Source organism: Mucilaginibacter sp. (assembly GCF_025359345.1).
Lineage (GTDB): Bacteria > Bacteroidota > Bacteroidia > Sphingobacteriales > Sphingobacteriaceae > Mucilaginibacter.
In genome coordinates, this window is the sequence record NZ_JANYGQ010000009.1 from 127,540 (window position 1) to 140,553 (window position 13,014).

Annotated in this window: 12 protein-coding genes; 5 read left to right on the top strand and 7 right to left on the bottom strand. The window is 41.2% G+C overall.

What is annotated here, in order from left to right; all coding sequences use genetic code 11:
- Positions 1–6: 6 nt before the first annotated feature.
- Positions 7–492 carry a hypothetical protein gene (locus Q0R52_RS04265; protein WP_295792479.1) on the bottom strand — a complete coding sequence of 162 codons (486 nt, stop codon included), beginning with the start codon at positions 490–492 and terminating at the stop codon, positions 7–9.
- Between the two features lie 75 nt (positions 493–567).
- The gene (locus Q0R52_RS04270; RefSeq protein WP_295792480.1) at positions 568–1,086 is read right to left on the bottom strand and encodes an outer membrane beta-barrel protein; all 519 of its coding nucleotides are present in this window, start codon (positions 1,084–1,086) and stop codon (positions 568–570) included.
- A gap of 269 nt (positions 1,087–1,355) precedes the next feature.
- Between Q0R52_RS04270 and Q0R52_RS04275 the strand changes: the two genes are divergently transcribed.
- Entirely contained in the window at positions 1,356–2,354 is a 999-nt protein-coding gene (locus Q0R52_RS04275) for a helix-turn-helix transcriptional regulator (RefSeq protein ID WP_295792481.1), read from the top strand.
- Positions 2,355–2,358: 4 nt separating this feature from the next.
- Here the strand turns inward: Q0R52_RS04275 and Q0R52_RS04280 are convergent, their stop codons facing one another.
- Positions 2,359–3,072, bottom strand: a complete 714-nt coding sequence (locus Q0R52_RS04280; protein ID WP_295792483.1) for an ATP-binding cassette domain-containing protein — start codon at positions 3,070–3,072, stop codon at positions 2,359–2,361.
- 643 nt (positions 3,073–3,715) lie between these two features.
- Between Q0R52_RS04280 and trxA the strand changes: the two genes are divergently transcribed.
- Entirely contained in the window at positions 3,716–4,036 is a 321-nt protein-coding gene (gene trxA, locus Q0R52_RS04285; protein WP_252787942.1) for a thioredoxin, read from the top strand.
- Positions 4,037–4,173: 137 nt separating this feature from the next.
- Positions 4,174–5,088, top strand: a complete 915-nt coding sequence (locus tag Q0R52_RS04290) for a DUF58 domain-containing protein (protein WP_295792486.1) — start codon at positions 4,174–4,176, stop codon at positions 5,086–5,088.
- A gap of 94 nt (positions 5,089–5,182) precedes the next feature.
- Here Q0R52_RS04290 and Q0R52_RS04295 read toward each other — a convergent pair whose 3' ends face one another.
- Both Q0R52_RS04295 and Q0R52_RS04300 read right to left on the bottom strand, forming a co-directional pair.
- On the bottom strand, positions 5,183–6,508 hold the full coding sequence (locus Q0R52_RS04295; protein WP_295792487.1) for a HAMP domain-containing sensor histidine kinase: 1,326 nt from the start codon (positions 6,506–6,508) through the stop codon (positions 5,183–5,185).
- 103 nt (positions 6,509–6,611) lie between these two features.
- The gene (locus Q0R52_RS04300; protein ID WP_295792489.1) at positions 6,612–7,289 is read right to left on the bottom strand and encodes a response regulator transcription factor; all 678 of its coding nucleotides are present in this window, start codon (positions 7,287–7,289) and stop codon (positions 6,612–6,614) included.
- Positions 7,290–7,460: 171 nt separating this feature from the next.
- Between Q0R52_RS04300 and Q0R52_RS04305 the strand changes: the two genes are divergently transcribed.
- Together Q0R52_RS04305 and Q0R52_RS04310 are read left to right on the top strand one after the other, a co-directional pair.
- Positions 7,461–8,948 (top strand): glycoside hydrolase family 130 protein, encoded by a 1,488-nt coding sequence (locus tag Q0R52_RS04305; RefSeq protein ID WP_295792491.1) that lies wholly within the window; start codon positions 7,461–7,463, stop codon positions 8,946–8,948.
- A 226-nt stretch (positions 8,949–9,174) separates the two neighbouring features.
- Positions 9,175–9,606 (top strand): hypothetical protein, encoded by a 432-nt coding sequence (locus tag Q0R52_RS04310; protein WP_295792493.1) that lies wholly within the window; start codon positions 9,175–9,177, stop codon positions 9,604–9,606.
- Between the two features lie 63 nt (positions 9,607–9,669).
- Here Q0R52_RS04310 and Q0R52_RS04315 read toward each other — a convergent pair whose 3' ends face one another.
- Both Q0R52_RS04315 and Q0R52_RS04320 read right to left on the bottom strand, forming a co-directional pair.
- Positions 9,670–10,674: a glycosyltransferase family 4 protein gene (locus Q0R52_RS04315; protein WP_295792495.1), complete on the bottom strand. Its 1,005-nt coding sequence runs from the start codon at positions 10,672–10,674 to the stop codon at positions 9,670–9,672.
- A complete protein-coding gene (locus Q0R52_RS04320) occupies positions 10,675–12,954 on the bottom strand; it encodes a glycosyltransferase (RefSeq protein WP_295792497.1) in 2,280 nt (759 codons plus the stop codon).
- Positions 12,955–13,014: the final 60 nt, after the last annotated feature.

A 13,014-nucleotide genomic window follows, 5' to 3' on the forward strand; every position in this document is an offset into this window, starting at 1 on the left:
CGTATATCACCAAACCGGCAAATCATTAAGGTTAATCAGCGCGCCCAACAATAAGACTGTTGCCGCTACCGATCCCAGGACAACCAATACGGTTGCAGCAGGGTTAGCCTTTCTTTTAGCAAAACTTACACCCCCCGAATCATATTTCAGAACATTGCCCCGTTCGTCAAATGTAAACCTGGCGTACTTAGTGTAGTCGGTAAATTCAGTTACATTTGCTATTCTTAAACTATCCGGAATACCATTATAACTGCCGTTCACCCCGATTTTTGTTTTCGAATTAAATAAAGTCGACGCACTGTCGCAATTGTAAACCCATTCAGTTGTACCTCTTACTTCTCTTTTTTGATCGGGGTACCCAAATTGTTTTATCACATCATTTTTTGTGTGGTAACTCAGCATAACCTGCTCGTGAGTGTAAACAATTTTGCTGCATCCGCTTATGGATAGCGATGCCATAAGCACCGCTATCCCTTGTATAAATTTCTTCACGTTATTAAGTTTTAAATATCTGTTACCCGTAAAGGGCCATTTTTAATTAGTTGAGCGCATTTATTACCTGCCTTGTTAAAATCTGAACGCCAAACGAAGCGCAGCTTGCCCGAACGTGCCATCCTTTACCCATCCCTCGTAACGTGCCCCAACTTCGAGGCCTCCGTTAAAGGAATACCCAATACCTGGTGAATAAGCAAATGAGGTAAAACTACCGGTACCCGTGTATATAGAGATGCCTGCCTGGGCCTCAAGGAAAAAACCGCCGTCGGTGTAATATTTGATACCTGCTTTTAACGGCACAAAACTGTCGGACGAACTATTGCCCGGGATTTTATAGATACTCTTATACAAGAACGATTCATACCCGCCGGATATGGTGAAAAATGTATTTTGGGCAGTTGGAACTTCGTACTTGATTGAACCGCCAATTCCGGCGCTGTAAAAGTCGCCTGCAGAGCCGGTTGGCAACGCGCCGTCAATGCCGATACTAAGCTTTGCGCCTCCGTTTGCTTTTGATGAGCTCGCTGTTTGCGCAAAACTGCTAAATGTGGCTGCTCCAAATACTGATAATACTAATAGTAACTTCTTCATGATAATAATTTTAGTGTTAATAAATGAGTGGTTTAATATCACCGTGATATTATAGGGTAAAGCTATATCGGGGCAGGGGCTATAAAAAACGGGGAAATACGTGCCACCAGCCTGGTTTAGTAAATAATAATATTTCAGATAGCTAACAAAAACTTAATATTATTTTTTACTACATTTAATACTTATTAATAATCGCTGTTTGCATTATTGCTAATAATATTTGAGCGATTAATGAATTGTGCCTGATTAATTAAATAATACTGCACGTGATGGATGCTAACCAAGCTCAAACGCTGTTTTTTAATCATATCAAGTCAAAAATCCCATCGCATGTTGCCTTGGTTGAAGAGGTTGCCGATTTATTAAACATTAGTAACGACAGTGCCTACAGACGCATACGGGGAGAAAAGCCAATAGGGCTTGATGAAATGCAGGTTCTCTGTAACAAATACAATGTTTCGCTTGATAAATTATTGCAGCTACAAACCAATACGGTAATTTTTTCGGGCAATAAGGTTGATACCGCTTCATTTGTATTTACCGATTACCTGGCAGATATAGTAAATAACCTGGTTTCATTTAATGCGTTGTCAAATCCGCGAATGTACTATGTTACCAAGGACATACCGATTTTCCATTTTATGCAATTTCCGGAATTAAGGGAATTTAAATTCTTTTTTTGGAAGCGCACATTAATTGGCCATCCTGAACTTGCCAGGCGGCAGTTTAACGGCGAAAAAGACAGCGATGAGGCTCTGGAATACGCCAGGAAAATTATTGAGCAGTATGTGCGCCTACCCTCGGTTGAATTGTGGGGCGAAGAAACCGTAAACGTTACCATCAGGCAAATTGAGTTTTACAGGCAGTCGAACCTATTTGCTGACAACGCAATACTGATGAAGGTATATTCGCAACTGGAAGACCTGTTAAATCATTTGGAACAACAGGCCGAGATTGGCAAAAAATTCGTTTATGGCCAACCCGATGCTGCTATTGGTGCGCCGTACGAGATGTATGTTAACGAATGCTTGATTGGCGACAATGCAATTTTTGTTCAGGGAGATAACAGGCAGATAGCAGTTCTTAATCACAACGGTTTAAATTTCATATCAACCCAGGACAAAAGCTTTTGCGATTACACTTTCAAACATATGCAAAATGTTATCCGGAAATCGACCGCGATAAGCCTGGTTGGCGAAAAGGACAGGAGCGTTTTCTTTAACACTCTGAGAGCAAAAATTTACAACCGGATAAAAAATATACGGTAACGGGTTAACTGTCGTGGTTTGTAAGCCCGATAAAAATATTCTCCAGCGTTTTTCCTTTATTTTTGCTCCGCAAACCTTCCAGCGTATCGTCAGCAACTATTTTGCCTTTGTTTATAATTATTACCTGGCTGCATACGGCTTCAACTTCCTGCATAATATGGGTGGATAAGATTACAGTTTTTGTTTTTCCCAAATCAAGTATCAGCTGGCGTATGCCTATCAATTGATTAGGGTCAAGACCCGAAGTTGGCTCATCCAGTATCAACACGTCAGGATTATGCAGAATGGCTTGTGCGAGCCCTACACGCTGGCGGTAGCCCTTCGAAAGTTGCCCGACTTTTTTGTGTTGCTCGGGCCCCAGGCCGGTTTGCTCAATAACTTCTGCTATCCGCTTCTGCGGTGATTTCATCTGGTGGATACCCGCTATAAACGCCATCGACTCCTTAACATACATATCAAGGTACAAAGGGTTGCTTTCGGGCAGGTAGCCCACATTGCGTTTAACATCTATTGCCTGGGTTTCAACATCAAACCCGCATACTGTTGCCCTACCAGAGGTTTGTGGAATAAAGCCCGTAAGTATTTTCATGGTAGTTGATTTACCCGCGCCATTCGGGCCTAAAAATCCCAATACCCCGGGCCCGGCGCTAAAACTGATACTATCGAGCGCCCTTTGCGCCCCATAAACTTTTGATAATGCGTCAACAACAATGCTCATAGTTCAAAAGTATGTTTTAGATATGAGATGTGAGATGTGAGATGTGAGAAAAATTGAACAGTGCTAAACACCCGCGCTTTTTTGCTGCCTACTTTTTACCGCTATTATTATATAATTAACAATTCCAATCAAAGGAACGGACACAATAGTGAAAAATACCCCCACAATACAAAAACTCATTTCGCTGGTAAGGCATTTGGTACCCGGTGGCAATCTGTTTATTATTATCATTGTAGCCACTACCGGTAAAATACAGCCAACCACGAACGCAATAAATGTAATCGCGTAAAACGGAAGATTTACCTTACCTTTTGCTTTTAAAATAAAAAGCACGATTTGCATTACCGGCGCCGCAATAATCGATATTAGCGGGAACAGTATGAAGAAAAAACGGGCTATCATTGGTACTTATTTCAAATTAATACTGGTAACCGCAAAAGGTAACCTATTAATCAACCCGCCAAAAAAGCAGTTGATTCTCATGGCATTGTAATCAAAATCTCCTCTGTTTGTCACCACAAAATAAAACCATACATTTAGGCATATTTGCGATAATTTAATTGTCATATTGTCACTTATACAATTGCGGCAAGCTATTTGAATACCATATATTTGTAACACAAAAAATTAAAATTTAAAAATCATGGCTTTAGAAATAACTGATGCAAACTTTGACGAACTCGTCCTTAAATCTGACAAACCAGTATTAATTGATTTTTGGGCTGAATGGTGCGGACCTTGTAGAATGGTTGGCCCTGTAGTTGAAGAAATTGCAAAAGAATATGAAGGCAAGGCGGTTGTAGGTAAAGTTAATGTAGACCACAATCCAGGTATCTCTGTAAAATTTGGTATCAGAAATATACCAGCGTTGTTATTCTTCAAAAATGGCGAAATTGTTGACAAACAAATAGGCGCTGTTCCAAAATCTGTTCTGACTGATAAATTAGCTAAGCAATTGGTGTAAATTGATTTCACCGATTTTATAAAATATTACACCGATTGGTTTTGCCGGTCGGTGTAATTTTTTTTATAATTGACGTTATCATTTACAGCAATAGTAATCGGTGAAATCAGTTCTAAAATCGGTGTAATCCCTCAATAATGTTAAATGACGACCAGCATATACGACACTTAGCCAACCTCGAGCTTTTAGCCCGCCAGGTGGTTGAGGGTTTTATTACTGGTTTGCACCAAAGCCCTTTCCACGGGTTCTCGGTAGAGTTTGCGGAACACCGGCTATACAATAACGGCGAGTCAGTCAAAAATATCGACTGGAAGCTGCTTGCCCGTACCGATAAGTTGTTTGTAAAGCAATTTGAGGAAGAGACCAATCTGCGCTGCTATCTGCTGTTGGATACGTCCTCGTCTATGAACTTTCCTGATAAGGGGATAAACAAACTTCAATTTTCTATTTATGCTATCGCGTCGCTTATGCACCTGTTTAAAAAACAGCGTGATGCATTCGGGTTGTGCCTTTTTAGCGATAAGGCGGATTTATTAACCCAGGTAAAATCAACAACCTCACATCTATTTTACCTGTATGCAGAGTTGGAAAAAGCATACAATCATCCTAAAATCAATACAGCTACCAATATTACGCAGGTGCTGCACCAGGTTGCCGGCCAAATTCACCAGCGCTCAATGATTATATTATTTAGCGATATGTTGGAAAATAGCCTGAACCCCGAAAAAATGCAGGCGCTGTTTGCCGCCATACAGCATTTAAAATATAACAAGCACGAGGTAATTATTTTCAATGTAAGCGACAAACACAAAGAGGTTGACTTTAATTTCGATAACCGTCCCCACCAGTTTGTAGATATTGAGAGCGGCGAACAGGTACGTGTGCACCCGGGCAAAATTCGTGATGCGTATGTATCATCATTAACATACTATCGCCACCAATTGGAGCTAAAATGCGCCCAATATCACATTGATATTATTGATGCATATATTGAAGACGGGTACAACAATGTGCTAAAATCGTACCTCATCAAACGTAATAAGATGGTATAAAAAAAGCTGTCCTTTTCTTCAAAAGACAGCTTTATAGGGGTAACAAGGAACTAAAACTCTATATGCCTCAAATTAACGGAGCTATTATGAAGATTTAGTGAAGTTGCTGATTAAATATAAGTTTAATTGCCGTGCCCTTATCACTTGCTGAACTTACCTGGATTTTGATATCGTGAAATGTGGTTATACTTTTAACTATTGCAAGCCCCAATCCGTAGCTTTCCTTTTCGTCGGTATCCAGTTTTTCAAAACGGTTAAAAGCTTTTTCAATTTGCTGCTCGCTCATGCCAGTACCTGTATCGGCAATTTCAAGTATATATTCGTCGGGGGTTAAATAATCGGTTACGGTAATACTGCCCTGCTCCTTATTGTATTTAATTGAATTGTTAATGATATTGAAAAGCACCGTATGCATCAGGCTATGGTTGCCTCTAATACTGCGGGCATATTTTATTTTATTTTCAAAAGTTACCTTCCTGTCCTCCAGCCTGTCTTCAAGTTCAAGATAAACTTCGTTTATGATACCTGCAATTGGTATCTCATCGTTTTTGTTAAACTGGTTGTTCTCCACTTTTGAAATCAGCAACAAGCTATTTATAATCGATTTCAGACGGTTTAGCGTTTTAAGCGAAGCAAAAATTTTATTCTCGCTGTCCTCTTTTAATTCTTCATTCAATAAAACGTTCTCCAACCTCGAACTGATGATTGATATTGGTGTCAGCAACTCGTGCGATACATTGGCAATAAACTGTTTTTCGAGAATGAACAAATCAGTTATTTTTTTCATCAGTGTGCTGATGCTGTCGTCAAGCAGTTTAAAATCCTGGGTGGTGGTTTCGATCTTGCCATAGTCAAAATTCATGGGGTCGTTTACCTTAATCAGCTTCCTGTCAATAATCTGGTAAAACGGGGCAAGCAGGTATTTGGTGAAAATAAGGTCGATAACGAGCGTAAGCAACAAAGCAACAACCAACATCAGCAAGGTAAATTCCCTGATAGTCTGCTTCAGCTGTATTACCGCATCCATGGTATCCCCTATCTCCAGCAGGTAACTATGCCCATCAAAATTAAATTTGTAAGTAAGTATCAGGTAATTGTCGGTGTTTTTTTCAATGGTGCGCGGCTGCGTGCTAAAGCTTTCCTTTGAAGTCCTGTTAGCCTGATAAGGTATCGGCTTTAAAAAGATATACTCTTCTTTTAAAATATTATAGTTGGTAAAACTCTGCTGCTGGTTAAGTATCTGGTTAATCTCTTTTGATGACAGATTTTTAATAAACAAATCCTTTTTGTTCCGTAATCTCAGCGATATGTGCGCGTAGGTAATTTTCTCGAGCGAAAACAAGATGAGCAACCCGGTAAACACAATAATAGCCAGCTTTGTTAGCGTGTTATATAAAGCCAGTTTTATTTGCAGTTTCATTTTGGTTGTTGAAAGGTTGTAAAGTTTAAAAGTTGGAAAGTTATGTATAAGCAGCCGGCAACATTTCAACCTTACAACATTCCAACTTTACAACAATGTTCTTCTAAATGTTTACCCTATACCCAATACTCCTCACCGTTTCAAACCAATCGATCGTCTCAAATTGCGATAGCTTTTTACGTAGATTTTTCACGTGCACATCAACAAAGTTCGAATCAGAGTTAATCTCCAGCACATCGCCCCAAACATGCTCCGTTAAATTGGTGCGCGATATTACCCTGTTTTTATTCAATACAAGATAGTTGAATATTTCGTACTCCTTTTTAGTCAGGTTAATCCGTTCGGTATTGTAATGAACGGTGCGGTTTTGAATATTAATTCTAAACTCTTTTACTGCAATGTCATTACTCTCCAGCTTATGTTTACGCCGGGTAATGGCATGCATGCGTGCCAACAACTCGTTTAATGAAAATGGCTTGGCCAGGTAATCGTCTGCACCTTGTTCAAGTCCAAGTACTCTATCGTCGACCGCGCCGCGGGCAGTTAATATAATCACAGCATCATCACGGTCCTTTAATCCTTTAAGCATTTGCAGCAAATCAAAACCATCCCCGTCAGGCAGGTTAAGGTCAAGCAGGATAAAATCGTAGTTATTGACAAAAATCTTCTCGCCGGCAATCCCCTTTGAGCGCGCGTGCTCAATAGTAAAACCTTCGTGGCTCAAAAACTCATCTATCTCGAGCGCAAGGCCTTTTTCGTCCTCAACTATTAGTACATTCATGTGCAGGCAAGATACTAATTTGGTTTTAAAGGTTATAAGGGTTGTAAGAGTTACAAATGTTTAACACTTTTACAACCACTGCAACGTTTACAACTGCTACAACCCAATTTAATAAAATTACCGCAATCAATTTAGCTATATTGCTGTTACTGTATAAACGCTTTTTTTAATATGAGACTTTCCATTGAACGCAAGCCCATAAGAATAAACCCCGATCCGAAACGTGTAATTGCCAGGTTTTTTTTCAATGGAAACGACAGGGCCAAAGAAGTGATTCAACGGGTTATGGCCCTTGACGAGGATATCGCATTTGGCATAGTTTCGCCCTTATTGCAGGAATATTCCAAAAGGCATCGAAATATAACACGGGCCCTAAATCGCCATTGCAGCAAATTAAAGCCGCTTTTTACCGAGCTTGAAATAGATTACGATACGTTAACGGTTTATCGCAAGCTGCTCATTGGTTCATACTTTACGCATGAATATTCTATTGAATCGGCAGCTTTTTTTAACCCTTCGATAGTAGAAGACCCCGACCAAACGGAGCTGCAGGAAGGTCAGCGGCGGGTAATTATTAGTTTCCGGGCCGTTGGTGAGGGGCATATATCCTCAATTACTTTCAGGCGCGCACTAATCGACCAGGCCAACAACATAACCGTAACCCCCGCAGGCAGCTATATCGACGAGGCCGAAATTGTGCGGAACGCGGTTTATAATAAAAAATTGTTTTTTGAAAAAGCTGCAGTAACTCAAATCGATATCAATGTTTTAAATGAGCTTGAATCAAAACTCGACCATCATTTTGAGTATGCAAATCTGCATCGCATAATCAGCGATTCTCAAAAGCTGCAGGAATCCGACATGAAAAGGCTGGAATACGACAAAGTGCTGTGGCTCGCCGACTCCTACTACGAAATTGTTTTTTCGCTGGATACCGACATATCCGACAGGGTGATCTTCCCCATATCGGAATATGAGCGTAAAGGAATCGAAGATGCAAGGTTTGTTCATTTCAAAAATGACGACGACAGCATGGTTTATTACGCCACTTATACTGCGTACGATGGGTCACTAATTATGCCCAAGCTGCTGCAAACAAACGATTTTTATAACTTTAAGATAATGCCGTTGTATGGCGCGGGCGCCCAAAACAAAAATCTTGCGCTATTCCCCCGCAAGATTAATGGCAAATTTGTAATGATATCCAGGATTGACGGTTGTAACAACTACATCATGTATTCTGACAAGATAAATATTTGGGAAAAGCCGATAAAACTACAGGAACCTAAATTTAGCTGGGAATTTATACAAATAGGTAATTGCGGCTCGCCAATTGAAACAAAAAAGGGATGGATAGTAATTACCCACGGCGTAGGCCCTATGCGCCGGTACGTACTTGGCGCCAGCCTGCTTAAGCTCGACGACCCTGAAGTTGAAATTGGCCGCCTTAAAGAACCCCTGCTGATACCCAACAGCGACGAACGGGAAGGATATGTACCGAATGTATTATATTCATGCGGTGCGCTGGTACATAACGGGAAATTGATAATACCCTACGGCGTATCCGATTCATCAACCGCTTTTGCCGAAGTTGACCTTAACGAACTGGTTAACAAGCTAATTGAAGATAAAAAGGAAAGTAATAAAGCCGAAAAGTAAAACTCTTGTACTTTTATCAACTTTCACACACAAAATTCCGATTTAGTATACACATTTCACCGCATCTCCGTTTTTCATTGCCGGTTTATAGCATTAGCTGTATTAATAATGCGTTTTATAAAAAATAAGTGATTTGGCATACCACTTGTTATACAATAAACGGCTGTGTATTAAATTAATACAACACCATTTACAAACATTACCATGAAAAACAATTACTAAAGCAATGGATCATTACAGAGAGATAAAAAACACCCTTAACTGGCACAATGAGGGTAAATTTGAGGTTGAACTTATTAATGGGGTTATAACGAAGCTTAACTTTTGCGAACCGGGTAAAGGGCCGGAAGATATAGGGAAGAGCCTTACATCAACCAACTATAAGTACCTCCAGGCGGTGTACTCCTGTCTCGGCGATTTGTTTACTTTTATTGAAGAAGAAAACAAAAGGTTGGGATACAAGTATGCCCGCGAAATTGAAGTACCGGGTTATAGCCAGGACGAAACGGCAAAAAATAATTACCCAGGCTCCTCTGAAACTATATTAAGGCCTTTGATAAATTACGACCACCAACAGGATTTAACAAAGGCAGCTACCGAAAAAATTGAAGGAATACTGGCAGACAAAACAGCCGATGCCAACGCAAAAAGCGCATAATCAGGCCGGACACATTGCTTTCGGGAGAATTGACAACTTCTTAAAGTTGTCAATTCTAAATCGTCAACCCAATATTTTCTCGTAAAGTGCCAGGTAATCGGCCACCATTTTTTCGCGCGAAAATTGTGATTCGGACCATTGCCGGCAGGCCTTCCGGTTTATATTTTTAACTTTATCAATTGCTTCAACAGCTTCGTTGATGTTATTAACCAGGAAACCCGTCTTCTTATCTTGTATCAACTCCGGCATCGAGCCCCTGTTAAATGCTATAACAGGCGTTCCGCAAAGCATCGACTCGGCTACACTCATGCCAAATGGCTCATTGAAATTTATCGGGTGCAGCAGGGCATAGGCATTACGCAATAAATCATTCCGCTGTGCAGGTTCGGCGTTTCCCAGGTAAGTTATGTTGTCGTTTAAATGTGGCTCTACCTTCTCTTTGAAATAATTTGCGTCTTGCACCAACCCGGCTATCAATAGTTTCCTGTTGCTTTTCTTAGCGATTTCAATTGCCTCGACTGTTCCTTTATCGTGATGTATGCGGCCGAAATATAACAGGTAATCTTCCGGCTTGTCATTAAATTCAAACTGCGCAGTATTTAACCCGTTATAAACGGTTGCTATGTAATCTAACTCTGGGCTACGGTCTGAATTGCTGATAGATACATAGTGGCCGCGATTATTATATTTTTTATAAACCGGGACTATTTTAGGCGACGAAAAGCCGTGAATAGTCGTAATCACAGGCGTCGATATTAACCCGGAATAAGTTAGCGGCAAAAAATCGAAGTTATTATGGATGATGTCAAATTCGCCAGCCCGTTCCATCAAATTGCTGATGTGCAGGCATTCCAAAACTTTTGCATCCTGGGAACGGTCTTCTTCGTAGCCGGTTGCACAAACTGATTGTAATCGCCCGGCAGTAATTGAATCGCCCGTAGCGAACAGGGAGACGTCAACACCAAGTTTAACCAGGCCTTCGGCAATGTTTGATGCCACTTGTTCCCAGGGCCCATAGTGCCTTGGTGGTGTGCGCCAGGCAACCGGCGATAAAACAGCTACTTTCATTTAAAGCGATAGGGTTGCATGTTGTCCAACCCGGTTGTATTCATATTCAAGTTCAAACGCCTCCAGCACGGTAAGGTGTGAAATCAGATACGCTAACGTACTTTCGGCACCCTGGTTGCGGTTTATTCCCGTTGGCAGCAAGCCATCGCAGCAACCCTTTGTTTCGTGGTCATAAAGTGGTGCCCGCAGCGTGTTTTCGCCCAGGAACCATTTGTAGCATAAAAACATCTTTTCGATATACTGCGGCTTGCGGAAGTTAGTGTAAGCCTGGAAATGCATCAGCACCATAGCCATAGTCTCAATGGCCTGCTGGTCGAACGTAGGGAATTTCCCGCCTTTGTAATACCAGCCATCATTACCAACCGGACTTAAATAACCTTTTGATAGTGTAAGTTTATCTAAAAACGCCATGGTTTTCAAAGCAACTTCTTTCACCTTTTCATTGCCGGTTATTTCGCACGAGTGCAGCAGCGCCAAAGGTAAAATGGCATTATCGTAAGTCATCTTTTCCTCAAACCATTGCCAGTCTTCCCCCTGGTGTTTTTCAAACGCGTCCATTAGCGGCGTTGTCAGGTTAACCATCTCGTCAACCATACCCTCGTCGCCCGGGAAGACCTTAAGGTAAAGACTAATGCCTATGATGGTATTAGCCATCCCCCTCAAATGTTTTAATGCTTTAAAGTGTGGAAACGATTTATGAAATATTTCGGTGGCAAACTCGCGGTACGAATTACTTCCGGAGCATCCAATTAAATAGCCTAACGACCAAATGGTGCGGCCAAACGAATCCTCCGAGCCCACTTCATCCAGGTATCGCCGATCGAAACTCAGAAAATTGCGGAAGTTGCCATCCTCCGTTTGCATGTAGTGGATATAGCTTAAGTAAATGGGCAACAACTCAAACGCTTCTTTACTTTTACTGCGCTGGTAAGCCATTAAGGCCATTATCAAAGCGCGCGCATTGTCATCAAGGCAATAGCCCTCTTTTAAATTGGGGATACCATACTTGGCGTGCTGCACAATCCCGGTGTCATCTGTGAGCCTCACCACATGCGTCAGGCTGAATTTGGGCATTATCTCGGGGTCAACAATACTATTCTTTAATATTTTGTCGCTAAAATCATGTGTCGCGCACGATTCCTGCGCCACCCTAATATATTCGGCCCCGATTACCGGCCAGCGTAAATGCAGGCCGTATTCGTAGGCATTTTCCTTTAATTCACCAAGCACCCGTTCCTGGTCGAGCAACTCAACTACAATATCCGAAAGTTCATCGGCATTTTTAAAATCAAACAACCTGCCACGGCCATTTGCCAGCAGTTCTGTAGCATGCCAGTATGGTGTTGATACAACAGCTGCACCGGCCCCTACAGCATATGAAAGCGTACCGCTGGTTATTTGCGCCTCGTTTAAATACGGGGTAACATAAACATCAGCCGCAGCCAGGTAATCAACCAGTTCTTCTTCAGATACAAACTTATTAATGAAACTCAAATGCTTCGATACATTTAGCTGTGCAGCCAACGTTTTTAAGTGGTCCCGATATTCCTCACCCGAATTTTTTATAACGCCAGGGTGGGTGTTCCCCAATACAACGTACATCACCTCGGGGTGGGTTTCTACAATTTTCGGCAGCGCCCTTACAACAGATTCAAGGCCTTTGTTGCGGCTTATCAACCCGAAAGTTAACAGTACTTTATGATTTTTAAACTGGCTTAAACTTTTAACAGGATTGGGGTTTGACGCTTCAACATTAGGCACGCCATGCTCTATTATTTGAATCTTATCGGCAGGTACATCATAAATGGTGGTTAAAAATTCGACCGCCCTTTTGCTCATCACAATTATTTTTGATGATTGCTCGGCTATTTCGCGAATAATAATGCGCTGCACATAGCTGGGATCCTTTAAAATGGTATGCAATATTGATATCAAGGGCTTTTCGAGCCTGTTTAACAGCGGCAAGATATAAATCCCGCTTTCGCCGCCATAAATACCGAACTCATGTTCCATAATACACACATCAGCATTACTGGTGTTTATATAGTTTGCTGCGCGGATATAATCCTTCTGATGATTTTGACGGATAACATATTTAACCTCGTCCGGGTATTCGTATTCCTGCATACTTTCCGAATCGTTCAGGGCAACAACAAAGCCACCATTAAGCGGAGATTTCCGCTCAGGGAAATTGGCGTTTATTGCACGCATCAAATTTTGATTGAATGTTGCTATGCCGCATTCGCGTGGAGGATAAGTTGATATATATGCTATTTTCATTTATAGTGTGAGATGTATTAAAGAATAACCCTGACTTTAATTAATTGTTCAGGGAAGTGA

What these genes read in the sequence shown, in the direction of transcription:
- Q0R52_RS04270 (WP_295792480.1), bottom strand. Translation starts at nt 1,086, where the DNA reads ATGAAGAAGTTACTATTAGTATTATCAGTATTTGGAGCAGCCACATTT.
- Q0R52_RS04275 (WP_295792481.1), top strand. Translation starts at nt 1,356, where the DNA reads ATGGATGCTAACCAAGCTCAAACGCTGTTTTTTAATCATATCAAGTCA.
- Q0R52_RS04280 (WP_295792483.1), bottom strand. Translation starts at nt 3,072, where the DNA reads ATGAGCATTGTTGTTGACGCATTATCAAAAGTTTATGGGGCGCAAAGG.
- trxA (WP_252787942.1), top strand. Translation starts at nt 3,716, where the DNA reads ATGGCTTTAGAAATAACTGATGCAAACTTTGACGAACTCGTCCTTAAA.
- Q0R52_RS04290 (WP_295792486.1), top strand. Translation starts at nt 4,174, where the DNA reads ATGTTAAATGACGACCAGCATATACGACACTTAGCCAACCTCGAGCTT.
- Q0R52_RS04295 (WP_295792487.1), bottom strand. Translation starts at nt 6,508, where the DNA reads ATGAAACTGCAAATAAAACTGGCTTTATATAACACGCTAACAAAGCTG.
- Q0R52_RS04300 (WP_295792489.1), bottom strand. Translation starts at nt 7,289, where the DNA reads ATGAATGTACTAATAGTTGAGGACGAAAAAGGCCTTGCGCTCGAGATA.
- Q0R52_RS04305 (WP_295792491.1), top strand. Translation starts at nt 7,461, where the DNA reads ATGAGACTTTCCATTGAACGCAAGCCCATAAGAATAAACCCCGATCCG.
- Q0R52_RS04310 (WP_295792493.1), top strand. Translation starts at nt 9,175, where the DNA reads ATGGATCATTACAGAGAGATAAAAAACACCCTTAACTGGCACAATGAG.
- Q0R52_RS04315 (WP_295792495.1), bottom strand. Translation starts at nt 10,674, where the DNA reads ATGAAAGTAGCTGTTTTATCGCCGGTTGCCTGGCGCACACCACCAAGG.
- Q0R52_RS04320 (WP_295792497.1), bottom strand. Translation starts at nt 12,954, where the DNA reads ATGAAAATAGCATATATATCAACTTATCCTCCACGCGAATGCGGCATA.